This window comes from Ruegeria sp. AN11 (genome assembly GCF_056536005.1).
Genome location: NZ_JBQFJD010000001.1, coordinates 382,973 through 408,339, shown reverse-complemented (window position 1 = coordinate 408,339; position 25,367 = coordinate 382,973). Strand labels below are relative to the sequence as shown.

The 25,367-nt window shown below is 57.7% G+C and carries 26 protein-coding genes; 18 read left to right on the top strand and 8 right to left on the bottom strand.

The window, feature by feature from the left end; translation table 11 throughout:
* Positions 1–23: 23 nt before the first annotated feature.
* From ACR3EQ_RS02000 to ACR3EQ_RS01985, 4 genes are all read right to left on the bottom strand, one after another.
* Positions 24–740, bottom strand: coding sequence for an alpha/beta fold hydrolase (locus ACR3EQ_RS02000; protein ID WP_170614639.1), 717 nt, complete (start codon positions 738–740; stop codon positions 24–26).
* Between the two features lie 83 nt (positions 741–823).
* Entirely contained in the window at positions 824–1,438 is a 615-nt protein-coding gene (locus tag ACR3EQ_RS01995) for a hypothetical protein (protein ID WP_170614676.1), read from the bottom strand.
* Positions 1,439–1,511: 73 nt separating this feature from the next.
* Positions 1,512–2,504 (bottom strand): alpha/beta hydrolase, encoded by a 993-nt coding sequence (locus tag ACR3EQ_RS01990; protein ID WP_480489641.1) that lies wholly within the window; start codon positions 2,502–2,504, stop codon positions 1,512–1,514.
* Positions 2,504–3,253 (bottom strand): alpha/beta hydrolase, encoded by a 750-nt coding sequence (locus ACR3EQ_RS01985; RefSeq protein ID WP_480489640.1) that lies wholly within the window; start codon positions 3,251–3,253, stop codon positions 2,504–2,506. The genes ACR3EQ_RS01990 and ACR3EQ_RS01985 overlap by 1 nt, the downstream gene beginning before the upstream one ends.
* 218 nt (positions 3,254–3,471) lie before the next feature.
* On the opposite strand from ACR3EQ_RS01985, the gene thrS reads away from it, so the two are divergent.
* From thrS to ACR3EQ_RS01960, 5 genes are all read left to right on the top strand, one after another.
* The gene (thrS, locus tag ACR3EQ_RS01980) at positions 3,472–5,430 is read left to right on the top strand and encodes a threonine--tRNA ligase (protein WP_170614636.1); all 1,959 of its coding nucleotides are present in this window, start codon (positions 3,472–3,474) and stop codon (positions 5,428–5,430) included.
* 221 nt (positions 5,431–5,651) lie between these two features.
* Positions 5,652–5,954 carry a BufA1 family periplasmic bufferin-type metallophore gene (locus ACR3EQ_RS01975; protein ID WP_170614635.1) on the top strand — a complete coding sequence of 101 codons (303 nt, stop codon included), beginning with the start codon at positions 5,652–5,654 and terminating at the stop codon, positions 5,952–5,954.
* A gap of 71 nt (positions 5,955–6,025) precedes the next feature.
* Positions 6,026–6,883: an MNIO family bufferin maturase gene (bufB, locus tag ACR3EQ_RS01970; protein ID WP_170614634.1), complete on the top strand. Its 858-nt coding sequence runs from the start codon at positions 6,026–6,028 to the stop codon at positions 6,881–6,883.
* Positions 6,880–7,641, top strand: coding sequence for an HvfC/BufC family peptide modification chaperone (locus tag ACR3EQ_RS01965; protein WP_170614633.1), 762 nt, complete (start codon positions 6,880–6,882; stop codon positions 7,639–7,641). The genes bufB and ACR3EQ_RS01965 overlap by 4 nt, the downstream gene beginning before the upstream one ends.
* Complete coding sequence (locus tag ACR3EQ_RS01960) at positions 7,638–8,156, top strand: DoxX family protein (protein ID WP_170614632.1); 519 nt, start codon at positions 7,638–7,640, stop codon at positions 8,154–8,156. Before ACR3EQ_RS01965 ends, ACR3EQ_RS01960 begins: the two co-directional genes overlap by 4 nt.
* 1 nt (position 8,157) lies before the next feature.
* Here the strand turns inward: ACR3EQ_RS01960 and ACR3EQ_RS01955 are convergent, their stop codons facing one another.
* Together ACR3EQ_RS01955 and ACR3EQ_RS01950 are read right to left on the bottom strand one after the other, a co-directional pair.
* Positions 8,158–8,526 carry a hypothetical protein gene (locus ACR3EQ_RS01955; RefSeq protein ID WP_170614631.1) on the bottom strand — a complete coding sequence of 123 codons (369 nt, stop codon included), beginning with the start codon at positions 8,524–8,526 and terminating at the stop codon, positions 8,158–8,160.
* Positions 8,527–8,567: 41 nt separating this feature from the next.
* Positions 8,568–8,885, bottom strand: coding sequence for an ArsC/Spx/MgsR family protein (locus tag ACR3EQ_RS01950; protein ID WP_170614630.1), 318 nt, complete (start codon positions 8,883–8,885; stop codon positions 8,568–8,570).
* A 215-nt stretch (positions 8,886–9,100) separates the two neighbouring features.
* Between ACR3EQ_RS01950 and ACR3EQ_RS01945 the strand changes: the two genes are divergently transcribed.
* Positions 9,101–9,307 carry a cold-shock protein gene (locus ACR3EQ_RS01945; protein ID WP_008758035.1) on the top strand — a complete coding sequence of 69 codons (207 nt, stop codon included), beginning with the start codon at positions 9,101–9,103 and terminating at the stop codon, positions 9,305–9,307.
* A gap of 442 nt (positions 9,308–9,749) precedes the next feature.
* Here ACR3EQ_RS01945 and thyX read toward each other — a convergent pair whose 3' ends face one another.
* Entirely contained in the window at positions 9,750–10,661 is a 912-nt protein-coding gene (gene thyX, locus ACR3EQ_RS01940) for an FAD-dependent thymidylate synthase (protein ID WP_170614629.1), read from the bottom strand.
* Between the two features lie 177 nt (positions 10,662–10,838).
* Between thyX and ACR3EQ_RS01935 the strand changes: the two genes are divergently transcribed.
* The 5 genes from ACR3EQ_RS01935 (at position 10,839) to ACR3EQ_RS01915 (ending at position 16,827) form a co-directional block, all read left to right on the top strand.
* Positions 10,839–11,267, top strand: coding sequence for a VOC family protein (locus ACR3EQ_RS01935; protein WP_170614628.1), 429 nt, complete (start codon positions 10,839–10,841; stop codon positions 11,265–11,267).
* Between the two features lie 680 nt (positions 11,268–11,947).
* A complete protein-coding gene (locus ACR3EQ_RS01930; RefSeq protein ID WP_170619677.1) occupies positions 11,948–12,973 on the top strand; it encodes an ABC transporter substrate-binding protein in 1,026 nt (341 codons plus the stop codon).
* Entirely contained in the window at positions 12,974–15,187 is a 2,214-nt protein-coding gene (locus tag ACR3EQ_RS01925; RefSeq protein WP_170619676.1) for an ABC transporter permease, read from the top strand.
* An 11-nt stretch (positions 15,188–15,198) separates the two neighbouring features.
* Positions 15,199–16,260, top strand: a complete 1,062-nt coding sequence (locus tag ACR3EQ_RS01920; RefSeq protein ID WP_170614625.1) for an ABC transporter ATP-binding protein — start codon at positions 15,199–15,201, stop codon at positions 16,258–16,260.
* Positions 16,261–16,827 (top strand): histidine phosphatase family protein, encoded by a 567-nt coding sequence (locus ACR3EQ_RS01915; protein WP_480489639.1) that lies wholly within the window; start codon positions 16,261–16,263, stop codon positions 16,825–16,827.
* Positions 16,828–16,830: 3 nt separating this feature from the next.
* On the opposite strand, the gene ACR3EQ_RS01910 is transcribed toward ACR3EQ_RS01915, so the two are convergent.
* Positions 16,831–17,622, bottom strand: coding sequence for an inositol monophosphatase family protein (locus tag ACR3EQ_RS01910; RefSeq protein WP_480489638.1), 792 nt, complete (start codon positions 17,620–17,622; stop codon positions 16,831–16,833).
* Positions 17,623–17,783: 161 nt separating this feature from the next.
* Here ACR3EQ_RS01910 and ACR3EQ_RS01905 point away from each other — a divergent pair, with 161 nt between their 5' ends.
* From ACR3EQ_RS01905 to ACR3EQ_RS01875, 7 genes are all read left to right on the top strand, one after another.
* On the top strand, positions 17,784–18,809 hold the full coding sequence (locus ACR3EQ_RS01905) for a LacI family DNA-binding transcriptional regulator (protein WP_480489637.1): 1,026 nt from the start codon (positions 17,784–17,786) through the stop codon (positions 18,807–18,809).
* A 95-nt stretch (positions 18,810–18,904) separates the two neighbouring features.
* Positions 18,905–20,209, top strand: coding sequence for an ABC transporter substrate-binding protein (locus tag ACR3EQ_RS01900; RefSeq protein ID WP_170614621.1), 1,305 nt, complete (start codon positions 18,905–18,907; stop codon positions 20,207–20,209).
* Between the two features lie 108 nt (positions 20,210–20,317).
* Positions 20,318–21,184 (top strand): carbohydrate ABC transporter permease, encoded by an 867-nt coding sequence (locus ACR3EQ_RS01895; protein WP_170375757.1) that lies wholly within the window; start codon positions 20,318–20,320, stop codon positions 21,182–21,184.
* 12 nt (positions 21,185–21,196) lie between these two features.
* Complete coding sequence (locus tag ACR3EQ_RS01890; RefSeq protein ID WP_170614620.1) at positions 21,197–22,027, top strand: carbohydrate ABC transporter permease; 831 nt, start codon at positions 21,197–21,199, stop codon at positions 22,025–22,027.
* 12 nt (positions 22,028–22,039) lie between these two features.
* The gene (locus ACR3EQ_RS01885) at positions 22,040–23,044 is read left to right on the top strand and encodes an ABC transporter ATP-binding protein (RefSeq protein ID WP_480489636.1); all 1,005 of its coding nucleotides are present in this window, start codon (positions 22,040–22,042) and stop codon (positions 23,042–23,044) included.
* Positions 23,041–23,814 carry an L-iditol 2-dehydrogenase gene (locus ACR3EQ_RS01880; RefSeq protein ID WP_170806423.1) on the top strand — a complete coding sequence of 258 codons (774 nt, stop codon included), beginning with the start codon at positions 23,041–23,043 and terminating at the stop codon, positions 23,812–23,814. Before ACR3EQ_RS01885 ends, ACR3EQ_RS01880 begins: the two co-directional genes overlap by 4 nt.
* Entirely contained in the window at positions 23,814–25,325 is a 1,512-nt protein-coding gene (locus ACR3EQ_RS01875; RefSeq protein WP_170614617.1) for a mannitol dehydrogenase family protein, read from the top strand. The genes ACR3EQ_RS01880 and ACR3EQ_RS01875 overlap by 1 nt, the downstream gene beginning before the upstream one ends.
* The last annotated feature ends 42 nt before the right edge of the window (positions 25,326–25,367 follow it).

Below are 25,367 nucleotides of genomic sequence, written 5' to 3'. Positions count from 1 at the left end.
GGGCCGCCTTTTTCCAAACAGCGTTATACGTGACTGAGCCGCGCCGGACGGGAAAGCCAGCGCTTCAGTGCATCCGTCACGGCTTGTGGCGATTCCAGCATTGGTACATGCCCGGCGTCGTCAATCACCTGCAACTCGGCATTCGGAATGAGCTCGGTCATAAAGGCATGTTTTCGCACCGGTGTCAGCGTATCATGCACCCCACACAGGATCAGCGTCGGGACATTGATCCGCCGCAATGCACCCTGCTGATCCGGGCGGCGCTGAAGGGCGCGCAACTGGCGCACGAACAGGTCAGGACCCAATTCTACCGCCATCGTCAGAAGTTCATTCAGAATCGGGATGCGGTCGGGTCCCGGGGCCAGCGCGTCCGAACCGATAACATCGCGCATGATGTCTTCAAGTCGCCCGGCCTGCGCACCCACTATCAGATCCTCGCGCGCTGCGGCCAATTGCGGGGTGTCTGCCTGCGCATCGGTCGACATCAAACACAGGCGCGAGACTCGCTCGGGCGCGCGGCGTATAACCTCAAGCGCAACGACGCCGCCCATGCTGAACCCTGCCAGCGCAAAACACCGAGGCAACACATCCAGAAGCGAAGAGGCTATCTCCTCAATCCGCTCACCGGTCGAGACCGGGGCCACGGTCACCGCACGCTCTTGCGACAGGACAGTCATTTGCGACTGAAACAGCCGAGCGTCGCACATCAATCCAGGCAAGAATACCAGCGGCTCGATCACGCGGGGCCTCCACCCTTCCGCCAATCCCGGCGTCCCCGTTTCTTTCAGGATGGAAGTTTTGCAAGTGGCCGACAAGCCGTTTTTCAGGGGTATCGGATGGCCCGGAACCCGGGGAAATCACTGTAACGCCGGCGTCGTGTTTCGGCATCATCTTCTGGCTCTGCACCGGGCCGCAACAGACATCCGCGCGGCGCGATGTAACTGTCGATCCGCCTTTGCGGCTTTGGTCGCCAAACCAGGTTAAAGGCGCACAGTTTCGGGAAAAACCAGATCTCCGAATAATCCAGATGATCATGCATCCACCAGGCTAGATCGCGCCAGTCCCGCCCTGCGTCATATTGATCCGCAAACCATGGAATGACGATGGACGCCCCGGCTATTCTGGCATCCCCGGTTCCACGATCCCAGATGTGGCACTCCAACGGATGGTCGTTCCGCGCGCAATTCAGCCGGTTTTCGTTCCCGAATCTGTTCAGAGACGGCGACCGGTATCCCGACCGAACGGCCACCCGGCCAAATGTTTCTTCCAACGGGTCCAACAGGGACTGGCAAAACGCCCGGCCAGTCTCGATGGCCAGGTTCGGGTTTTCTGGCAGGTTCTGTTTTTCGTGGAAATTACCGATTTCGGAATACAGGAAGTCACGCATGAAAAAATGCCGGGACAGGCGCACTCGGCCTAGGGTCTCAAGGCTCCACATGCTGCCCGGCTTGCGCATTCTCAACCTCCGCCCAAGGCATCGCGCCTGTACCGACTTGGTGCTTCTCCCGGCATCATTCCACACCCAGCTCCTTTAGCCAGCCCAGTATGCCTGCGACGGTTACATCGGTCTGCCCGGGTGACTTCGGACGTCCGGCAATCACGTGCGAAGACGGATCGTCCCCCGGCCCCATCGTCACAAGATGTACTGTCGCGGGCGCGCCCCAGGCTTCTGCAACCCTATGTGTTCGGTCAGGCCGCACCACCTTATCGTCATCTGAAAACCAAAACAGAGCAGGAGTTTTTGCTTCTGCGAAGTCCAATTCATTAACAGCCTCGACCAGCACGGTCAACGGCACCACCGCCTCCCACGGGTAGACTGTCGACCAGTGTTTGTTCTTTTCCGGGTTCGGCCCTGACACATCCCTGTCCTGCCCCATGATCAGCGGCAACCAATGCCGGGCCCAAGGCAGGCCGGGAAGCCAAGCCGCCGTCGTGTTAACGCCAAAATTAGGTGAGACAAAGACCAGACCCACTACATCGCGGCTCAGATCCTCATCCAATGCGGCCGCCGCGGCCAAGGTGCCACCGGTCGAGGTCGAGATCACCACCACCCGGTCGCCCACCGCCCGCGCCGCCGCCAAACCTTCGGCGTAGTCCTGCATCCATCCCGAAGCCGTACCTTCGGCCATGGCGTCGCCGCTCCGCCCGTGACCTTGCAGACGCGTGTAGACCAGATTGGCCCCCAGCGCATCGGCCACCATATCCGGCACCGGGCGAATTTCTTCGGACGATGCCGAAAACCCGTGAACGTAAAGCACGGAAACAGGCGTTCGCTGCTCCTTATATCCGTCCTGCCAGATCACCCTCTTTTCAACACCCGGCACGATGTCGTCAAACGCAGACTCAGTGCTTTCGAAATAGACCTGCACGCCTTCGCCGAATTTCCTCGCATCAAAGTCTGGGTGCAGATTGACCTCTTCGCGGGGACCGAACCAATAGATCACCCCGCCGGCCAAAAGCACCACAATCAGAAAACGTCCCAGAAACCAGCCAAAACGCCGCATCAGCGATCCCCCATCACATCCAGCACCGCGTCTTCAATCAACCCCAGACAACGATCATCCGAGAACCTGTGATCGGCGTCCTTAACCAGCAACAAACGCATGTCCGGACTTTCCGCACGCTCCAGCAGACGCACGGCGGTTTCGGTCGATACGGCAGTGTCTGCCGTTCCCTGCAAAAAACGAACCGGAAAAGGTAAACGCAACGGATCGCGCAAAACCAGATGTTCCCTACCATCCACGATCATCCGCTTGGTGATGACATATGGCTCCATGTAGTCCGACGGCAGTTCGACGTGCCCAACCGTCTCAAGCGCCGTTTTCTGTTCGGCAGAGAATGAGGCCCAGTACCCGTCCTCGGTGAAATCCGGCGCGGCCGCGATTGTAACCATCCCGGCGATCCGGTCAGGCAAAATGCGCGCCAGCAGCAGGGCCTGCCAGCCCCCCATTGAAGATCCAACAACAATTAACGGTCCATCGGTCAATGCGGAAACCGCGGCCACGGTATCCTGATGCCAGTCGCCAATACATCCCTCCTCGAACGAGCCGGAGCTTTCCCCATGCCCGGAATAGTCGAACCGCAGAAAGGACTGCCCCCGCGCGCGCGCCCATGCCTCCAGATGAACGGCCTTGGTGCCCTCCATATCCGACTTGAGCCCGCCCAGAAAAACTACGGTCGGCTCCGCGCCCTCGCTCTTGTGATAGGCCAGTCGGCGACCTTGCGCCGTTTCAAGAAATTCCGTCGCTGCCATGAAATCCTCGCTTCCTTGTCAGCATCATGCACGCCGCTCGCCCAAGCGCAATTCCCTGACCATTTCATCTTTTTGAAAATACTCCGGGGAGCGCGAGGGGCTGGCCCCTCGCCTGCGCGGTGCTTGACACTCTGCCTTGCACCTGCCAAAGCATCCGCACACACATAACCCGCAACCGGGCGTTCAGTGGGCGCCAAACCGACGAGGAGAGCCAGATCATGGCCCTGGATTCCCAATCCGTCTCACTCACCTTTCCCGATGGCAATGCACGTTCTTATGACGCAGGCGTAACGCCCGCGCAGGTGGCTGCCGATATCTCAACCTCACTGGCAAAAAAGGCCATCTCGGCCACTGTGAACGGCCAGCACTGGGACCTGCAATGGCCCATCGAAGCGGATGCCGACATCGCCATCCACACCATGAAGGACGAGATTCAGGCCAATGAACTGATCCGTCACGATCTGGCGCATATCATGGCCCGCGCCGTGCAGGAAATCTGGCCCGACACCAAGGTCACCATCGGCCCTGTCATTGAAAACGGCTGGTACTATGACTTTGACAGGACCGAGCCGTTCACGCCCGAAGACCTTGGCCTGATCGAGAAAAAGATGAAGGAAATCATCAACAAGCGCGACCCCGTGACCACCGAGGTCTGGGATCGTCAGCGTGCGATCGATTTCTACACCGCCAATGACGAGCCCTATAAGGTCGAACTGATCGACGCCATTCCGGGCGACGAACCGCTGCGCATGTACTGGCACGGCGACTGGCAGGACCTGTGCCGTGGCCCGCATCTGCAACACACCGGGCAGGTGCCGGGTGACGCGTTCAAGCTGATGTCCATCGCGGGCGCCTATTGGCGCGGCGACAGCAGCCGCGCGATGTTGCAGCGCATTTATGGCGTGGCCTTCACCGGCAAGGAAAAGCTCAAGGCCCACCTGCATATGCTGGAAGAAGCCGCCAAGCGGGACCACCGCAAGCTGGGCAAGGAGATGGACCTGTTCCATCTGCAACCCGAAGCACCGGGCCAGATCTTCTGGCATCCGAATGGCTGGACCATCTATACCCAGTTGCAGGACTACATGCGCCGTCAGCAAAAACGCGGCGGCTATGTCGAGGTGAACACGCCGCAGGTTGTGGACCGCAAGCTTTGGGAAGCCTCCGGCCACTGGGACAAATATCAGGAAAACATGTTCATCGTCGAAGTGGACGAGGAGCACGCGCGCGACAAGGCGATCAACGCGCTCAAGCCGATGAACTGCCCCTGCCACGTGGAGATCTTCAAACAGGGCCTCAAATCCTATCGCGACCTGCCGCTGCGCATGGCCGAATTCGGGTCGTGCAACCGGTACGAACCGTCGGGCGCGCTGCATGGCATCATGCGGGTACGCGGCTTCACCCAGGATGACGCGCATATCTTCTGCACCGAAGAGATGATCGCGGACGAGACCAAGCGGTTCCTCGACTTCCTGTCGAATGTCTACAGGGATCTCGGGTTCGAGAATTTCAAGGTCAAGTTCTCGGATCGTCCCGAGGTGCGTGCGGGCACGGATGAACAATGGGACAAGGCCGACGAGTTGCTGAAAGCCGCCTGCGATGCCGCAGGTTGTGCCTATGACCTGAACCCGGGCGAAGGCGCGTTCTATGGACCGAAGCTGGAGTTCGTTCTGACAGACGCCATCGGACGCGACTGGCAGTGCGGCACCCTGCAGGTGGACTTCATCATCCCCGAACGTCTGGGCGCGACCTATATTGCGGCGGATGGTGAACGGCACACGCCGGTCATGCTGCACCGTGCCTGCCTCGGATCGTTCGAACGTTTCATCGGCATCCTGATTGAGGAACATGCGGGCAAGCTGCCGTTCTGGCTGGCGCCACGTCAGGTCGTCGTGGCCTCGATTACTTCCGATGCGGACGATTATGTCCTGGAAGTTGTCGAAACGCTGAAAGCCGCCGGGGTCCGCGCCGAAGCCGACATCCGCAATGAAAAGATCAACTACAAGGTCCGCGAGCATTCGGTCGGCAAGGTGCCGGTCATTCTGGCCGTCGGACACCGGGAAGTTGATGAGCGTACTGTCAGCGTCCGGCGCCTGGGTGAAAAACAAACGCAGGTACAGTCACTTGATGCTGTAACAAAAGAGCTGGCTCAGGCCGCAACCGCGCCCGACCTGCTGTAACATTCGGCGGCAATTCGCCTTGAATCCGGCCCCACATCCGGGGCCGGATTGAAACAAAATCTAATTTTCATTTCAAAAACAATTTGTTAACCTGCAAGAGGGCATGACGCTCTTTGACGGGGTTGTGAGACACGGGCTCGTGAATTCAACTATGAGCTTCAAGCCACTACCTTTGTCATTGTCGAACACAGACATACGCAGTCACTAAAAGGATTAACGAGATGTCGAACACCGCAAAAACCCTTGTCATCGCAAGCGCAGTCGCAGCCGCTGTTTCTGGTGCCGCAACCACCGCAACAGCGCAAGCGAAAGAGAAATGCTATGGCGTTTCGCTGGCCGGTCAGAATGACTGCGCCGCAGGACCCGGCACCACCTGCGCGGGCACCTCGACCGTAGATTATCAGGGCAACGCATGGACCTTGGTTGACGCAGGCACCTGCGCCGATATCGAGCTGCCCAAAGCCGCTGATGGCGCGGCCCGCAAAGGTTCGCTGGAACCGCTCGAGCGTGATCTGCCGGCATAAGGCCAGCCACACGAGATTACCGGGGCGGGCAATGTCGCCCGCCCTTTTCGTCGTGATCAGGAAAAATGCTCATGCTGGATGATGCACTCAGATCAAACCGGTTGCCTGCGGCACCCGGTGTTGGCTACAAACCGCAACATTTTGCGCAAATCCTTGAACACGCGAAACCGGTGGCGTGGCTGGAAATCCATGCCGAGAATTATATGGGCGACGGCGGTCGCCCGCTGGCGCAGTTGCGTCACCTGTCCGAACAATTTCCCGTTTCCGTTCATGGCGTTGGCCTATCCATCGGTGGCGAAACGCCGCTGGACCCGGATCATCTGGCCCGCCTTAAACATCTGATCGGCTGGCTGAACCCCGCCAGCTTTTCCGAACATCTGGCCTGGTCCACGCACGACAGTCACTTTCTGAACGACCTGCTGCCCCTGCCCTATACTGATGCGACGCTGGATCGCGTTTGCGACCACATCGATCAGGTGCAGGAAACCGTTGGCCGCCAGATGCTGCTCGAGAACCCGTCCAGCTACCTCGCGTTCGAAGAAAGCACATGGTCCGAACCCGATTTCCTGCGCGAAATTTCGCGTCGCACAGGCTGTGGCCTGCTGCTGGATGTGAACAACGTATTTGTATCTGCCACAAACCTGGATTTCTCGCCTCAGGGCTATATCGATGCCTATCCGCTGAACAAGGTCGGCGAGATCCATCTAGGCGGACATGATGAGGATGAAGACGATCACGGGCACCCGCTGTTGATCGACAGCCATGGGCGCGAAGTGGTCGATCCGGTCTGGGCACTGCTGGATTATGTTCTGGAGCGTTCGGGCCCGAAACCCGTTCTGATAGAATGGGATACCGACGTCCCCGAATGGCCCGTTTTGCGCGCCGAAGCCGAACGCGCGCAGTCAGCGCTGGACCGGGTTCCGGCATGAGCGTTTCTCAGTCGGTCTTCCATTCCGCGTTGCTGGATGCGTCTGTTCCGGTTCCCGACGGGTTGCTTGACGCGGCGGACCAGCCCGCCGGGCGCAGGTTCAGCGTCTATCGCAATAATGTCGCCGTCTCGTTGACCGAAGCGTTACATCAGGCTTTTCCCGTCATCGCCAAGTTGCTGGGCGCGCAGAACATGGACGGTCTTGCCGGGATTTTCTTGAGACAGCACCCCCCGTCTTCCCCGTTGATGATGTTCTATGGCGAAGCGTTCCCCGGTTTTCTGGCTGATCTGCCGCAACTTGCGCATCTGGGATATCTGCCGGACATGGCGCGCCTGGAACTGGCTCTGCGCCGATCATACCACGCCGCCGACTGCACACCTGCGCCAGCTGACGCCCTGAATTTGTCACCCGAAGACATTATGCAATCGCGGCTGAGCTTTGCTCCTGCGATGCAGATCATGCAATCGGACTGGCCGGTACACGCGATCTGGCGATTCAATACTGAAGACAATGCCCCAAAACCCGAACCCGGCCCGCAAGACGTTCTGATTACGCGTCCCGAATATGACCCGATTCCGCATCTTTTGCCCGTGGGCGGCGCCAAGTGGATCAGCCATCTTCAAACAGGCGGCACAATCGGTGAAGCGTATGAAAAAACGGCTGAAACCTGGCCCGAGTTCGATCTTGGAACCACACTGGCCATCCTATTGCAGGGCGGCGCAATAACCTCTGTGACTATTGAAAGGCTGGAGACATGACTGCTCTGATCTCAACCTACAACAACACGATGGAAAAGGTGGACTTGGCATCCAATTGGCTGACACCGACGCTGGCACGACTGGTGTTTGTCGCCGTCCTTCTGGTTTATTACTGGAACTCAGCGATGCTGAAGATCGATGGCTCGATCTTTTCGCCATCCGCAGGTGCCTTTGGCCAGATTTTCCCCAAGGCGGCCGAAGCCGTTCTGTATGATGTCAGCCAGATGACCTTTTTACAGCGTATCGTGATCTTCTTTGGAACCGTCGCCGAGTTCGTTCTGCCAGCATTGTTGCTGGTCGGGCTGTTCACACGCCTGGCCGCACTTGGCATGATCGGGTTTGTCTGGGTGCAAACCCTGACCGACGTAACGGGCCATAACGTTCCGTTGGGCAGCCTGTTCGACAACGCCATCTCGCTGATGGATCAGCGTGTGATGTGGACCTTCATGTTCCTGGTCATTGTCATCAACGGCGCAGGTCCAATATCGCTGGATCGGCTGTTGCGACTGAAGTGAACTAGAAATGAGCCTTGGGCTGGTCAGGTTTTCCCGCAGCCAGCCCAAACAGGCCGGCAACTGCTGCAAAAGCGACCGGGAACATCGTAAACGCGTTGAAACCAAAGGCATAGTACATCCCGACGGCCGACAGCAGCAGCAAGACGCCGGCGATCAGAGCACGGGCATGGGCCATGGCTCCGCCCGCTATGGCGAGCAACGGCGCAAAGATCGAAGTGGTCTGCACCAAAGTGGCGTTTTCGACCTGCTCAGCAACACCTTCGATTTCGCCAAACCGGTTGACCAGTTCGACGTAGCCATAGCCGAAAAAGCCCACGACCATTCCGATAAGCCCGGCGATAACACCCAAGATCATTGCAGCGTTACGCATAATCTTCCCTTCTGTCTGCGCTTGAGCAGATAGTCATCCGATCACGCAACTCCAAGTGCCGTACGTGTTTCCGGCGTCCAGCCCAGCAACAAAGCCCCCCCGGATTCGATCAACGGGCGTTTCATCAACGTCGGGTAATCGGCGAGAAGCTCCTGCGCAGGGCGTGACCGCTGTTCTTGGTCCAATCCCCGCCACGTTGTCGAACGGGTGTTCAGCAAGGCATCGCCGAATTGCTCTAGTGCCTGAGACAGCACCGAGGCCGGGACACCTTGGGTCCGGACATCCACAAACTCTGCATCTGGCATTGATTTCAACGCCTTACGGCACGTATCGCAAGTCTTCAAACCATAAAGGCGCATCTTACTTCTGTTCCTGTTTCTGCTTGGGATTTAGGCAAAATCACCGGTTTTCTTCGGTAATTCTTGATTTTTTACTTCACCGTGCAATGTTGAAAAAGACGAAACACGCAATTCGGGCCGTATCGTTTGGGCGAAACAGTGATGTGTTGCGGTTACGTCAACCACTGCCCCCACCAATTTGTGGGACAACGTGAAAGTAGAAGGAGACACGGGAAATGCCAACTGGCACCGTGAAATGGTTCAATACGACCAAAGGCTATGGATTTATTGCTCCCGATGAGGGCGGCAAGGACGTTTTTGTTCACATCTCGGCCGTAGAACGATCCGGTCTGACCGGGCTTGCTGACAATCAGAAGGTCTCGTACGAGTTACAAGACGGACGTGACGGCCGCCAGATGGCAGCTGATTTGAAGCCTCTTTAACCCCCCGCCAAGTGTGGGAAGATCAATAAGGTCGGCGGCCAATTTCAGGCCGCCGGCCGTTTCAAAAGGTCCCAATCCTTCCCCTCGCGCCGATTTCGCTCCGGCATGAGTGTGCTCGTCTTGTCCCATCGCAACGATACAGGACGTGCCGCTGGAATGGGTAACAACCATGGTTCAGTCACCTGATTTGCTGACCCAGACTTCCATGATCAACTCGGGCGCCTGCACCCCAGAGGCTGCACGGCTTGCACCGCACTGACGCTCGGGTTTCGAGTGCATTTTTGTTGTGGGCTAGCAAATCACCTCGGCGATCGGAGTTTTTGCAGGTGCGGGTCTGGCCCATAACAGGCAAAGCCCAAAAAAGCATACTGCACATAACATGCGGCCAGCGTGACAGCCGCATGGCATGATTTATGGACAACCGACAGTTAGGAGACTTACATCAACCTTGCCGGATCACGTCCTCGAATTCGCGCCATTCACGCGCTGTCATGCCAGAGTTTTCCTGTGTAACGGTCTCACCCGCCAGCATTCTGCGCAAGCTGCCGACCATCTGCGCCGACAGGTTCACGGCACCCAGGCGGTAGTCTTCGAAGGCCCTGTAGGCAAACGGCACCCAGTCCGCCACGATTTTGCACATTGTGTCGGCATAAACCCGAATCTCGTACTGGGCATGCGGGTCAGCGCGCAGCCGCAGGAAGTGGAACAGGTTGTGTAGATCGACCTTCCAGTACCATTGCGTGTAAACATTGGCGGGTAGGTTCATCCGCGCAAGTTCACGCGCCAGCCCCTGCTGCCCGTCCTGGCTGATCATGGCTTCGTAATTGTCATAGCACCGCGTGCTGTCGGCTTTGAGAATTTCCAATACACGCGCCGCTTCTTCGCCCTCCAAGGCTGAGCCCCGCCCCTGGTTGTTCACCTCGGACTGGGCCGCCACATGGTCGGGGGCCGGGATATAGAATTCGCGATCCAGAATGGAGTACCGCGCCGAGTATTCGTTCACATTGGCCGTACGATGACGAATCCACTGGCGGGCCACAAAGACCGGAAGTTTTACGTGCAGCTTGATCTCGCACATCTCGAACGGGGTCGAATGCCAGTGCCGCATCAGATAGCGGATCAGCCCCTCGTCATTCTGCACCGATTTGGTGCCTTTGCCATAAGACACACGCGCGGCCTGACAAATCGCGGCATCATCGCCCATATAGTCGATGACGCGGACAAATCCATGATCCAGCACCTGATGGGCCGTATACAGATGCTCCTCCATTCCCGCTGCGACGACGCGGCGTGTGGGATGCGATTGCGCGCGTTGCGCTTCGATCTCGGCCAGTTGGTCAGAAGACAGCGGCATGAATTGGTCCTTTCCAGCAATGAGTCGCCGCCCACTATATATCGGTAGATCAGGCACAGGAACCGCGATATGTGTGCCCAATTGCCCAAACGCACAATTGTTTGCCCTCTGCCCCTCGACACCTTGCCTTGGCGCGCTAAGCTGCAGCGCATCACCTGCACAAAAAAGGATGGCACGATGGGGCTGACTTATCTTCACACCATGGTCCGCGTGAAAGATCTGGAAAAATCACTGGCTTTCTACGAGCTGCTGGGACTGAAGGAAACGCGACGTTATGAAAGCGAAGCAGGGCGTTTTACCCTGATATTTCTGGCACCACCGGGTCAGGAAGATGCACCGATCGAGCTGACGTATAATTGGGATGGCGATGATGCACTGCCCAGCGACAGCCGCCATTTCGGGCATCTGGCCTACGGCGTCGACAACATCTATGAGACGTGCCAGCACCTGCAGGACAACGGAGTAATCATCAACCGCCCGCCCCGCGACGGACGCATGGCCTTTGTCCGCTCGCCTGACAACATCTCGGTTGAATTGCTGCAAAACGGCAATGCCCTTGAGCCGGCCGAACCCTGGGCAAGCATGGAAAGCACCGGCCACTGGTGATCGACAGATGCTCAATCGGGGGCCGGCCTTAGCGGCCCGCCCCACTCAGTGTGACGCTGGTTAATCTGCCAACCGCAGGACAGGGGCATCAGGCTCATTCGCGCGGTCCGCCTCATGCGCTCCCACAGATCTGAAATCTCGCCTCCGACGTAGCTGATACGCTGGCTCAGTTTCCAGCTACTTCAAGACTTCCGCATTACCCGTTCCTTGTAACAACGGGCGCGCTGGTCGAGGCCAATAACCATCGCGCCACCCTTTCGAATGAAGCGACAGGGCTTGGAACGACTGATCCAAATGTCTTTCGAAATCGTTACCCTGTCACCCAACTGACCAATCTGCGTGACCGGATGCAGCCCGAAGCCATCCAATTGATCGCTCTTGTACCGAAACCAGACCTTGCCCGATCCGGGCCAAGTTCTTCTGGGCAGACCTTTTTTGTTGCACAAAGCACATTTCATTGTGAGAATTCAGAAGGCTGCACGGAGATCTGGAAGCAAGACACATTATTCAACGATTGACCCCGCTCACGAAACCGCCCGGCAACTGGCGCCACCAGAAATCCAGCGCAGGTTGTCATTGAGTACGAATTGGCGCTTCAGGGTCTACGAAACACCGCATGAGGAAGAGCTTAAAAGAACCGGGAAACCCGGACAAATTATTCTCAAAGGGAGGAACGTATAATGAAGAAATTGACATCCACGGCCGTCGGGTCGCTGATTGCCCTAGCTGCCTCCATGTCGGCGGCGCAGGCAGACAAGCTGACCTTCTATTGCTCGGCCCAGGAAGATTGGTGTCAACTCATGGCACGCAGCTTCGAAGATGCGACAGGCATCGATGTAAACATGACCCGGAAATCGTCGGGTGAAACCTTTGCGCAAATTCGCGCCGAAAGCTCGAACCCGAAAGGCGACGTGTGGTGGGGTGGCACGGGCGACCCGCACCTTCAGGCCGCCGAAGAAGGGCTGACAATGGAATACGTGTCTCCAATGCGCGACCAACTGCACGACTGGGCGATTTCCCAGGCTGAAAGCGCCGGCAACCGGACGATCGGTATCTATTCAGGTGCGCTTGGTTATGGTTACAACGCAGATCTTGTCGCGGCGAACAATCTGCCCGAACCTGCCTGTTGGAAAGACCTTCTGAAGCCTGAGTACAAGGGCCACGTTCAGATGGCGAACCCAAACTCATCGGGCACGGCCTATACGACGCTGGCCTCGATGGTACAGATCTTCGGCGAGGATGAAGGCTTTGAATTCATGAAGGGCCTGCACTCGAACATCAACCAGTACACCAAGTCAGGCTCGGCCCCGATCAAGGCCGCGGGGCGCGGTGAAAACACCATCGGTATTGTATTCATGCATGACGCCGTGAAACAGGCTGTTTCAGGTTTCCCGATCAAGGTCGTGGCGCCTTGCGAGGGTACCGGTTACGAAATTGGCTCGATGTCGATCATCGAAGGTGCCCGCAACGTGGAAGAGGCGAAGAAGTTCTATGATTGGGCGCTGTCGCCCGAAGCTCAGAACCTTGCCCTTCAGGTCAACGCGTTCCAGGTTCCATCGAACAAAAGCGCCGAAACCTCGGAAAGCGCGCCTGACATGAGCCAGATCAAGCTGATCGACTATGATTTCAAAAAGTATGGCTCGTCAGACGAACGGAAGCGGTTGTTGCAGAAATGGGATGAAGAGGTTTCAGTTCTGCCACAATAAATGACTGACAAGACGACAAAAACGACCCATCCGGTCCTGATCTTTTGGATCATTGCCGGTTGGGTCGGATTCTGCCTGTTACCCTGGTACATGGTTGACGGCGGCCTGTGGTCGTTCGAATGGCTTTTTGACGGCTACCCGTTCGACGAAGATTATGCACCCGCAGCATTTCTGATCGGACAAGGCGAGAAGCTCTGGCTTGCACCGCTTGTGATTGCCCTTTTGCTGCCTTTGCTTGCACTGGGGCGCGTCAAATCCGACCCGCTTTATGCTCGCATTTTGATCCTGTCCGGCGCACTCGGCTTCGGCTGGCTGATTGCTCAGGGGTTCAGCATCGGCATCAGAGGTTTCAACTTCGATTGGATGGAAGCGTTTTTTGGTGAACTCGGCGATCGCCAGTTCGGCATGGGCTATGGCGCGATGATATGCGCATCGAGCTTTTTGTTCCTGCTGACCCAGGGCATCGCGGCAAGAGGCGCCATCAACGGCGATGTCTTCGTCGTCAGCGCAATCGGAGGCGTGATCACCATCGTCACCGCCTTTGTCTTTTTCCCTATCGCAAAGATGTTGTTTGCCGCCTTCGTCACCGAAGATGGCGCCTATTCAATTTCGGTGTTCTTTTCAAAATTCTTCGATGACCGGCTTTGGGGATTGGGTTGTTTTTATGGGGCCAAGTGCGGCGCGGCCTGGAATTCCCTGTTCCTTGCCATCGTGGTCGGCTTCGTCACTACGATCCTGGGCCTGTGTTTCGCTTTGGTCGTGACGCGCTCGGGCTTCCGCTACAAGCGCGCATTGCGGGCCTTGACCGTTCTGCCGATCATCACGCCGCCCTTTGTGATCGGCCTTGCCCTCATCCTGCTGTTTGGCCTGTCCGGGTCTGTTACCCGCTTCATTGCTGATCTGTTGGGCACGCAACCAACACGGTGGCTGTACGGAATGCCCGGCATTCTGATCGCGCAGACGCTGGCGTTCACGCCCATTGCCTTTCTCGTTCTGATCGGCGTGGTGGAAGGCGTCTCTCCTTCGATGGAGGAAGCAGCCCAAACACTCCGCGCCAGCAGATGGCAGACGTTCAAGACGGTCTCCCTGCCCCTGATGCGCCCGGGTCTTGCCAATGCCTTTCTTCTGGGTTTCATCGAAAGCATGGCCGATTTCGGAAACCCGCTTGTGCTGGGCGGAAACTTCGACGTTCTGTCGACCGAGATTTTCTTCGCAATCGTCGGCGCTCAATATGATCAGGGTCGCGCTGCCGTTCTGGCCATGGTGCTTCTGTTTTTCACCTTGTCAGCCTTCTACGCGCAGCGGGTCTGGCTGGGCAAGAAAAGCTATACCACTGTAACCGGAAAAGGTGACGCAGGAGTGCACCCATTGATGCCGACCGGCCTGTCTGTCCCGGTGTTGGTTGTCGCGCTTGGCTGGGCGCTGTTCACCGTCATCGTTTATGCAATGATCGTATACGGCAGCGTGGTCGAGTTGTGGGGCGTCAACAATTCATTGACCCTTAAGCACTATGTGACCGCCTTTTCTGTGCGTTTCGAAGAAGAAGGCATTCGCTGGACCGGTGCAGCTTGGGACAGCTTCTGGACCACCATTACAATCGCCGCCATTGCCGCGCCGCTGACTGCAGCCGTAGGATTGGTAACGGCATATCTGCTGACCCGGCAAAGCTTTGCGGGCAAGAACGCTTTTGAGTTCGGAACCATGCTGTCGTTCGCGATCCCCGGAACGGTGATCGGTGTCAGCTACATCCTTGCGTTTAACGTCCCTCCTATCGAAATCACAGGCACGGGCGTCATCCTCATTGTAAGCTTCATCTTCCGCAACATGCCGGTCGGCGTTCGCGCGGGCATTGCCAGCATGTCGCAGCTTGACCGCAGCCTGGACGAATCCTCGCTGACGCTTGGGGCAAACTCGTGGCAAACGTTCCGGCGTATCATTCTGCCGTTGCTGCGCCCCGCGATACTGGCCGCGCTGGTCTACAGTTTTGTGCGGGCCATGACGGCGATTTCTGCCGTTATCTTTCTGGTCAGCGCGGAATATGACATGGCAACCAGCTATATTATCGGGCGGGTCGAAAACAACGACTATGGTCTTGCCATCGCCTATTCGACCACACTGATTTTCGTGATGCTGTCGGTTGTTGCGCTGATGCAGTTGATTGTCGGGCGGACACAGATCGGACGGCGAATGACCCAGTCGCGCACTAATGTTTAGGAGAGAATGACATGAGCCTGCAGTCCAAAGCCGCGCCGGTTCGGTTCGAATCCGTTACAAAAATGTTCGGCAAGGATGTGGTCGCCGTTGACAACATCAATCTGCATGTCGAGGCTGGCAAGCTGGTTACGCTGCTGGGTCCTTCCGGGTGCGGGAAAACCACGACCTTGCGCATGATCGCAGGGTTGGAAATGGCAAGCTCGGGCACGATTCTGATCGGTGACCGGGACGTGACCAGACTGCCTGCGACCGACCGCGACGTGTCGATGGTATTCCAATCCTACGCGCTTTTTCCGCACATGAGTGTGTTGGAGAACGTGATGTACGGCCTGACGTTTTCCGGCTTCGCGAAGGACGAAGCCCGAAGTCGCGCCCTGAACGGCCTGGAACTGGTTGGCCTCAAAGGGTTCGACAGTCGTCTTCCGTCCGAACTGTCCGGCGGTCAGCAACAGCGTGTCGCCGTCGCCCGGGCGCTGGTTCTTGAGCCTCAGGTGCTGCTGTTTGATGAGCCGCTGTCCAACCTCGACGCCAAGCTTCGTCGTCAGGTGCGTGAGGACATCCGGGCCATCCAGCAAGACCTTGGCCTGACTGTCGTCTACGTCACGCACGATCAGGAAGAGGCTCTGGCGGTTTCGGATGAGATCGTCGTGATGCGTAACGCGGCCATCGCTCAGATGGGCACCCCGCGCGAGCTATATGATGCGCCGAACGACCGTTTCGTCGCAGACTTCATAGGCGAGGCAAACCTGCTTGATTGCCAGATCGTTGGTACAGATGGTGACACCGCCACAATCGAAATCGAAGGCTATCGCCATACGCTGCCGCGCCGTGGTTTGACGCCGGGTGGCGCCACCATTGCCGTCCGACCCTCGCGTCTGGTGATCGGCTCTGATCAGGGTATCCCCGCTACCGTGGCCAAGGCGACATATGTCGGCGTCCGGATGGAATACACGCTGACTGGCACTTTCGGTCAGGCCTTTGCTGTTCACGATGACGTCGACGCACCACTTGAGCCGGGCGCTGAGGTCAGGATGAGTTTTGCCGATAAGGGGCCAGTGCTATTGCCCGATTAGATGCCGAAACTTCTGATCATCACACATCCCGAGGTTTCTATCGATCCGGGCATCCCGATCACGGATTGGGGTCTGAGTGCCGTCGGCCGTGATCGTGCTACAGCATTCGCTGTGAATGGCGCTCTGGCGAATGTCACCCAGATTTGGACCAGCAACGAGCAGAAGGCCCGCGAAACGGGCGAGATCCTTGCCGCCGCTCGAAACCTGCGCCCGAAACAACACGCGGGCCTTGGCGAAAACGACCGCAGTGCAACCGGATTCCTACCCAGGGAGGAGTTCGAAACCGCCGCTGACGCATTTTTTGCCCGACCGGAAACCAGCTATCGCGGTTGGGAAACAGCGGTCGAAGCGCAGGCGCGCATTCATCGGACGGTGACCGAGATTGTAGGAATGCACCGGGGTAAAGACCTGGCCATAGTCACTCATGGGGCGGTCAGAACACTATTATGGTGCGCACTTTCTGGCCGTTCAATTGACCGCCGTTACGATCAGCCTTCACAGGGTCATTTCTGGCAGGCAGATCTTTTGACACTCAAACCTCAGTCCGGGTGGGTCGCATTTACCTAGAGGTCAAGAACTCCACGCGTCCTCGGCGATCTCAAGCAAGGTCTCGAAGACATCTGGCGTGCCCACAATGACGCGCCCTCCGTCCCGGATCATTGCATCTGCGTCCTGATCTTCGATTGCGCCACCAGCCTCCGCGACCAGCAATTGCCCGGCCAGACAATCCCAGGCGTTCATGTGCTCTTCCACATAACCCAGAAGTCTACCGGCGGCGACATAAGCAAGAGACAGCGCCCCGCTGGCGTTCCGGTGGAACATGGCCCCACGTTCGATCAGTTCTGCAACGACAGGCAGGACATGGCGTGTTTCGACCCGGTTCGAGTATCCTACGGCTACGGTTCCATCCCGCAACGCCACTCCGGATGCGACGTGAATCGGCGTACCGTTCAAGGTCGCCCCCTCTCCGCGCGTTGCCACAAATGTCTCGTCGACATTTGGTTCATGGATCACCCCGACCATCGTGCGCCCTTTGGCGACGCCGGCCAGAACAATGGTATAAGCCGGAATGCCGTTGACAAAATTCGTTGTCCCGTCGATGGGGTCTATTACCCAATCGAAGCCACTTTTCCCTTCGGTCGCACCATGCTCTTCACCGAACACTCCATCCTCGGGCCAGAATTCCGCGATCCTCTGACGGATGAATGTCTCGACGTTCCTGTCCGCTTCACTGACCCAGTCCTGAGCGCCCTTTTGGTCAACGACAAGATCACCCCTGTCCGCAAAGTATTTTTTGGCGATTGCCCCAGCTTCTTTACAAACCGCAACGGCAAAATCCCGGCGTTCCGATAGTCGAGACATGGCCATTCCTTTTCCAGTTGAGAGACTGTTGCGCAAGTTCGGCAATGGCCAGCACGCTGTCAACACCAGTTGCCAGCCGGGCTATTGATTTTTTAGCGCGCGCAAAGAATATGTAAAGCTATGATAAGATCAAGGTGGACAATACCCGCAGGCAGACTAGCATGACCAAAATAAAGAATATGGAAGAGTTCGCGGCCCTCAGCGGGATTTCGCGACCGACGGTATCCAAGTACTTTCACGACCCCGATAGTGTTCGCCCAACGACACGGGCCCGCATCGAAGAAGCGCTGGAACGGTTTGACTATCGCCCCAATATCTTTGCGGTGAACCAGAACCGGAAGCTGACCAAGAATATCGGCATTGTCGTTCCCTATCTGGCCGATCCGTTCTTTGCCGAAATCGCGCGTTATCTGGAACAAAGCTGTATCGCGGCCGGGTATCGCCCTTCCCTGTTCAGCTCTCATGGCGAACAGAAGCTTGAAAATGAAATCCTGGACGGGCTGCAATCCCTGAAACCCGCCGGGGTTTTGCTGGCGCCATTGGGGCGGATTTCAGACCGTTCGGCGATCGAAAAGTTCTGCGCCAATGTGCCGACAGTTCTGTTTGACAGTAACCTTGATGGCCTTGGTGCAGCATTCGTCGGGTCGGACAATTTCAGTTTTGTCTCGCAAACTGTGGAATACTTGACGCGCACAGGCGAACCGCCCTCGTTCTTCGAAATGCGGACGCCTGCCAACCCGAACGCCAACAAGAGACGCAAGGCCTATGTTGAGGTCATGGAGCGTCTCGGGTTTGAGCCACATATCATCAAGGTCGACGGCACGGGCTGGGCGTTTGAAGAAATTGGCCACAGGGGTGCACTGAAGGTTCTGGAGGAGCGCATGTTGCCGAGCGACTCGGTGTTATGCAGCAATGACCGGCTGGCCATCGGCTTTCTTGCGGCCTGCTACGAACAGGGGATTCGGGTTGGTCGCAAGGATGATTGCGCGCTTCGCGTGGCCTCGAATGACGACCATCCTTTCGCAAAGTTTACGTGCCCATCCCTGACAACAGCCGCGCATGACTATGACAATGTTGCCGGGCGCAGCGTCGAGACGCTGTTCGAACTCATTGAAAGTGGCGGGAAATTTGAAACGAGGACAGAGACGCTGTTCCCTGCAAGGCTTGTTTTAAGGGATTCTGCTTAGTCGCAACTTTTTAACGCGCGTAAAGTTTTTATTGACGCCGCGACAATTTACGCTCTAACCTCTCTGCACGACATCCAAGCTCAGGGAGGACAGGGATGTATCTGAAGAACGCACTTCGTGCGGCGACTGCACTGACTTTCGTCGCCACGGCAGCAGCCCACGCGCAATCCATCACGATCGCTACAGTGAACAACGGCGACATGATCCGGATGCAGGGCTATACCGACAAATTCACCGAAGCGACCGGGATCGATGTGGAGTGGGTGACGCTCGAGGAAAACGTCCTGCGTCAGCGCGTGACCACCGACATCACCACCAAAGGCGGTCAGTTCGACATCATGACCATCGGCATGTACGAGACGCCGATCTGGGGTGCGAATGGTTGGCTGGTGCCGTTGGACGGAATGTCCGCGGAATATGACGTCGACGACATTCTGCCCGCGATGGCCGGTGGCCTGAGCCATGAAGGGACGCTTTATGCGGCGCCGTTCTATGGCGAAAGCTCGATGATCATGTATCGTACGGACCTGATGGAAAAGGCAGGTCTGGAAATGCCCGAGGCACCGACCTGGCAATTCATTCGCGAAGCGGCGGCGGCAATGACCGACCGCGACAACGACATCAACGGCATCTGCCTGCGCGGCAAGGCGGGTTGGGGTGAAGGCGGCGCCTTCATCACCGTGACCGGAAACTCATTCGGTGCGCGGTGGTTTGACGAAAACTGGAAACCTCAGTTCGATCAGCCTGAATGGAAAGAGGCCCTGACCTTCTTTGTCGATATGATGGGTGAGTCCGGCCCCGCTGGCTATGCCACCAACGGCTTCAACGAAAACCTGTCGCTGTTCCAGCAGGGCAAATGCGGCATGTGGATTGACGCAACGGTCGCCGCTTCTTTCGTGACCAACCCCGACGATTCCACAGTCGCCGACAAGGTGGGCTTCGCACTGGCGCCCAATTCGGAAGGCGTGGACAAACGCGCCAATTGGCTTTGGGCTTGGGCCCTTGCGATTCCGGCAGGCACTCAGCAGGAAGACGCTGCCAAACAGTTTATCGAATGGGCGACCTCGAAAGACTACATCGAGCTGGTGGCCGAAAATGAAGGCTGGGCCAATGTGCCTCCGGGCGCGCGGACGTCGCTTTATGAGAACGACAACTACAAGGCGGTCCCGTTCGCAAAAATGACGCTGGAATCGATCCTGATGGCCGACCCGCAGAATTGCTGCGCACAGCCGACGCCCTATACCGGCATCCAGTTTGTCGCGATCCCGGAATTTGCGGGTATCGCCACTCAGGTAAGCCAGGAGTTCTCGGCAGTCTATGCCGGGCAGCAGACAGTGGACGAGGCCCTTGCCAAAGCGCAGGCCTTCACGGCTGAAGAAATGGAAGCCGCAGGATACTGAGGCATCCCTCCCCGGTGGGTGGGCAATGTCCCACCCGCCACTCTGACTTCCACAATTCCCGTTTTTCTCGCAGGCTATACTTACGCCTGAACAGAGAGGTCTTGCATCATGGCTACTCAACACTCCCGATCCGTTGCGCGCCTGATGATGGCACCTGCCGTGGTCCTTCTGCTTGGCTGGATGCTCGTGCCTCTGACGATGACACTGTATTTTTCCTTCAAGAAGTATCTGCCGCTGCGCGGCGGTGATCTGGGCTGGGTTGGTTTCGACAACTATGTCCGGTTCGTCTCATCCAGTTCGTTCTGGCCCGCGGTGCAAGCAACGCTGGTTATTGTCGGCGGCGTTCTGGTGATCACGGTTATTCTGGGCATTCTATTGGCGATGTTGCTGGACCAGCCAATGTGGGGACAAGGCGTCGTTCGGATCCTCGTGATCGCACCGTTTTTTGTCATGCCCACTGTGTCCGCGCTGGTCTGGAAGAACATGTTCATGGACCCGGTCAATGGCTTGCTTGCCCACTTGTGGCGCTTTTTCGGGGCCGAACCAATTTCGTGGCTGTCCGAGGCGTCGATGACCTCGATCATCATGATCGTGTCGTGGCAGTGGCTGCCTTTTGCGACGCTGATCCTGCTGACCGCAATCCAGTCGCTGGACAGTGAACAACTGGAAGCGGCCGAGATGGACGGCGCGCCGGTGCTGAAGCGGTTCTATCACATCATCCTGCCGCACCTCAGCCGCGCGATTACCATCGTGATCCTGATCCAGACGATCTTCCTTCTGTCGATCTTCGCCGAAATCTTCGTGACCACCGGCGGCGCGTTCGGCACCCGCACACTCACCTACCTGATCTTCCAGCGCGTTTTGGAAAGCCAGAATGTCGGCCTCGGATCAGCCGGAGGTGTTTACGCCATCATCCTAGCCAACATCGTTGCGATCTTCCTGATGCGCATCGTTGGCAAGAACCTGGACGCGTGAGGAGGTAAGACCATGGCCCGCGCCGTCACAACCCGCCGCAAATCGCTGAACACTGCCCTTGCATGGGCCGTCGGTTTGCTGATCTTCTTCCCGATCCTCTGGACCATCCTGACAAGCTTCAAGACCGAGGCGCAGGCGATCGCCAGCCCGCCGCTGTTCCTGAATTTCGACTGGACGCTGGAGAACTACGCGATCGTACAGGAGCGCTCAGACTACATGCGGTTCCTGTGGAATTCGGTTATCATCGCGGGCGGATCAACCATTCTGGGCGTGATAATCGCAGTGCCCGCCGCCTGGGCCATGGCATTTGTCCCCTCGAAACGCACCAAGGACATTCTGCTGTGGATGCTGTCCACCAAGATGTTGCCTGCCGTTGGCGTGCTTTACCCGATCTACCTGCTGTTCATCCGGTTGGGTCTGCTGGACACGCGCGGGGGGCTGGTCGTGGTTCTGATGTTGATCAACCTGCCGATCATCGTCTGGATGCTCTACACCTATTTCCGCGAGATCCCGGGTGAAATTCTGGAAGCAGCGCGGATGGATGGCGCGACGCTGAAAGAGGAAATCCTCTATGTCCTCACGCCCATGGCCATCCCGGGCATCGCCTCGACGGTTCTGCTGAACTTCATCCTGGCTTGGAACGAGGCGTTCTGGACCCTCAACCTGACCGCCGTCGACGCGGCTCCGCTCACCGCGTTTATCGCCAGCTATTCCAGCCCCGAAGGCCTGTTCTTTGCCAAGCTCAGCGCGGCCTCGACCATGGCGATTGCACCAATCCTGATCCTTGGCTGGTTCAGCCAGAAACAACTTGTCCGCGGCCTGACCTTCGGCGCTGTGAAATAAGGAACACGACACATGGGACGTATTCAACTCAAGTCCGTGACCAAAAGCTTCGGCGACGTACAGGTCATCCCCCCGCTGGACCTGACCATCGAGGATGGTGAGTTCACCGTCTTCGTCGGTCCGTCGGGGTGTGGCAAGTCTACCCTATTACGCCTGATCGCGGGGTTGGAGGATATCACGTCGGGTTCCATCGATATTGACGGATCGGATGCCACCGATGTCCCACCTGCCAAGCGGGGGCTGGCGATGGTGTTCCAGTCCTACGCCTTGTACCCGCACATGACTGTACGAAAGAACATCGCCTTTCCCCTGCGCATGGCCAAGCTGGATCAAGCCGAGATCGACAAACGCGTCGAAGGCGCGGCAAGTGTTCTGAACCTGAGCGACTATCTGGACCGCCGCCCCGGGCAGTTATCCGGCGGGCAGCGCCAGCGCGTTGCCATTGGTCGCGCCATCGTACGCGAGCCGGCAGCGTTTCTGTTTGATGAACCCCTGTCGAATCTTGACGCCGCGTTGCGCGTCGGCATGCGGCTTGAGATCAGCGAACTGCACGAACGCCTGGCGACAACAATGATATACGTGACCCACGATCAGGTTGAAGCCATGACAATGGCCGACAAGATCGTCGTTCTTCAGGCCGGAGTGATCGAACAGGTCGGCACCCCGCTGGAACTGTATCGCACGCCACGCAATCTGTTTGTGGCAGGGTTCATCGGTTCACCCAGGATGAACTTTATCGAAGGCCCGGAGGCCGCAAAACATGGCGCGCGAACCATCGGAATTCGCCCCGAACACATAGGCGTTTCCGAGACCGAAGGAGAATGGTCCGGGGTCGTCAGCGTCTCCGAACATTTGGGCTCGGACACCTTCTTTCACGTCCACGAAACCGGTCTGGCTGAAACAATCACGGTCCGAGCAGATGGCGAGGTCGGGTTCCGCCACGGAGACCGCATCCACCTGACCCCGCGTGCAGATGTGATCCACCGGTTTGACGCGCAAGGCCTGCGGATCGAATGACACGTCTGGCAGGCAAAACCGCCCTGATCACCGGGGCCGCGCGTGGCATCGGGCTGGCCTTTGCCAAAGCCTATGTGGCAGAAGGCGCGCGGGTCGCAATCGCCGACATTGACAGCAAACGTGCGCAGGAGGCGGCCGGTGAAATCGGCGAAGCTGCCCTGGCCGTCGAGATGGACGTGACCCGCCAGAACAGCATAGATGACGCCGTCGCGCGAACAGCCGCACATTTCGGTCCGATCGACATTCTGATCAACAACGCGGCCATCTTCACTGCCGCACCAATCGTTGAGATTGAGCGTGCCGACTACAATCGTGTCTTTGACATCAACGTTTCTGGTGTGCTCTTCACGATGCAGGCTGTTGCGCGCCACATGATCGAACACGGGATCAAGGGCCGGATCATCAACATGGCATCGCAGGCTGGGCGAAGGGGCGAGCCTTTGGTCGCTGTGTATTGTGCCAGCAAGGCCGCGATCATATCGCTGACTCAATCAGCCGGCCTGAACCTGATTTCCCATGGGATCAACGTGAATGCCATCGCTCCGGGCGTTGTCGACGGGGAACATTGGGACGGTGTGGATGCGTTTTTTGCAAAACACGAAGGCAAGGTCCCCGGTCAGAAAAAGCGCGAAGTGGCGGCCGCCGTTCCGTATGGCCGGATGGGCCGCGCCGAAGATCTGACCGGGATGGCGGTGTTTCTGGCCTCTGACGAGGCCAAGTACATCGTCGCTCAAACCTACAATGTCGATGGCGGAAACTGGATGAGCTGATGGACCCCATGGCGAACGCAAAACCTCCGGTTCGGGTGCGGCGCGACAGCCTTGAAGGCCTGCCGGCATCCGTCAGAACACCGGGTTATAATAGCGCGGACCTGAGACCGGGCATCGTTCATATAGGTTTGGGTAATTTTCATCGGGCGCATCAGGCCTGGTATATCCACGAGTTGATGCAGCGGGGTCAGGCATTGGACTGGGCGATTATCGGGGCGGGTGTGCGAAGCTACGACGCCGATATGCGAAAGAAACTGCTGGCGCAGGACTGCCTGACAACATTGATCGAACTGGACCCCGAGGGAATATCTGCCGAGGTGATCGGCCCTATGATCGACTACCTTCCGATTCAGAATGGCAACGCATCTCTGATCCGCAAGATGGCTGATCCGGCCATCCGGATCGTATCGCTGACCGTGACCGAAGGCGGGTATTTTCTGGACGCCAAGACCGGTGCGTTCAACCTGAACCACGATGATATTCGCCATGACGCGGCAAATCCCAACCAGCTCCGCACCGCTTTTGGCGCCATTGTTGCCGCGCTCGGGCAGCGCCGGGCGAACGGTCTGAAACCCTTTACCGCGCTCAGCTGCGATAACCTTCAGGGCAACGGTGCGATTTTGCGAAACTGTATCGTTGGATTGGCCCGTATGTCCGACCCCGATCTGGCCGATTGGATTGACCGGAATGGCGCATTTCCGAACTCGATGGTGGACTGCATTGTGCCCGCGACGACGGAACAATTAATATCGCAATGCCGCAACCTCGGCATCGACGACCGCGCGCCGGTCTCGCATGAAAACTTTCGCCAGTGGGTGATCGAGGACGATTTTTGTGACGGGCGGCCGCCGCTGGATGAGGTTGGCGTGACGCTGACCCAAGATGTCCATAGTTACGAGACAATGAAACTGCGCATACTGAATGGCGGCCACCAATTGCTGGCAAATGCCGGGGAAATTCTGAATGTCCCCACGATTGCAGATTGCATGCAGGACCCCGACATCGTGTCGTTTTTCCGCAAAGTTCAGGCCGAAGAAATTCTTCCCCATGTCAAACCTGTCCCCGGAACAACCGCGACTGAATATCTTGGATTGGTCGAGGGGCGTTTTTCGAATACCGCAATCCACGATTCGACGCGTCGGGTTGCGTTCGACGGATCATCACGCCATCCGGGGTTCTTGCTACCCTCGATGCGCGATGCGCTTGCGGCCGGTTCATCCCTGAACGGGCTTGCGCTGTCCCAAGCTTTCTGGTGCCGGATGTGCGCGGGGGTTCGCGAGAATGGATCCGAAATAGCCCCAAACGACCCTCACTGGGAGGACTTAAAAAAAACGGCGCTGGCATCAAGGGCCAATCCGCAACTGTGGATCGAACAAAGCCAGTACTGTGGTGCGTTTGGTCGAGACACTCCCTTCGCCAACGATTTCGCCCGCTGGCTGACCGCGATCTGGCAGCGGGGATGCCGGGCAGCGATAGCTGAGTATCTGGCTTCGACTCCCTCTCCAGACTGATCCGGCACCGAAAAAAAGGGGGCCCTCTCAAGCCAAATGGAC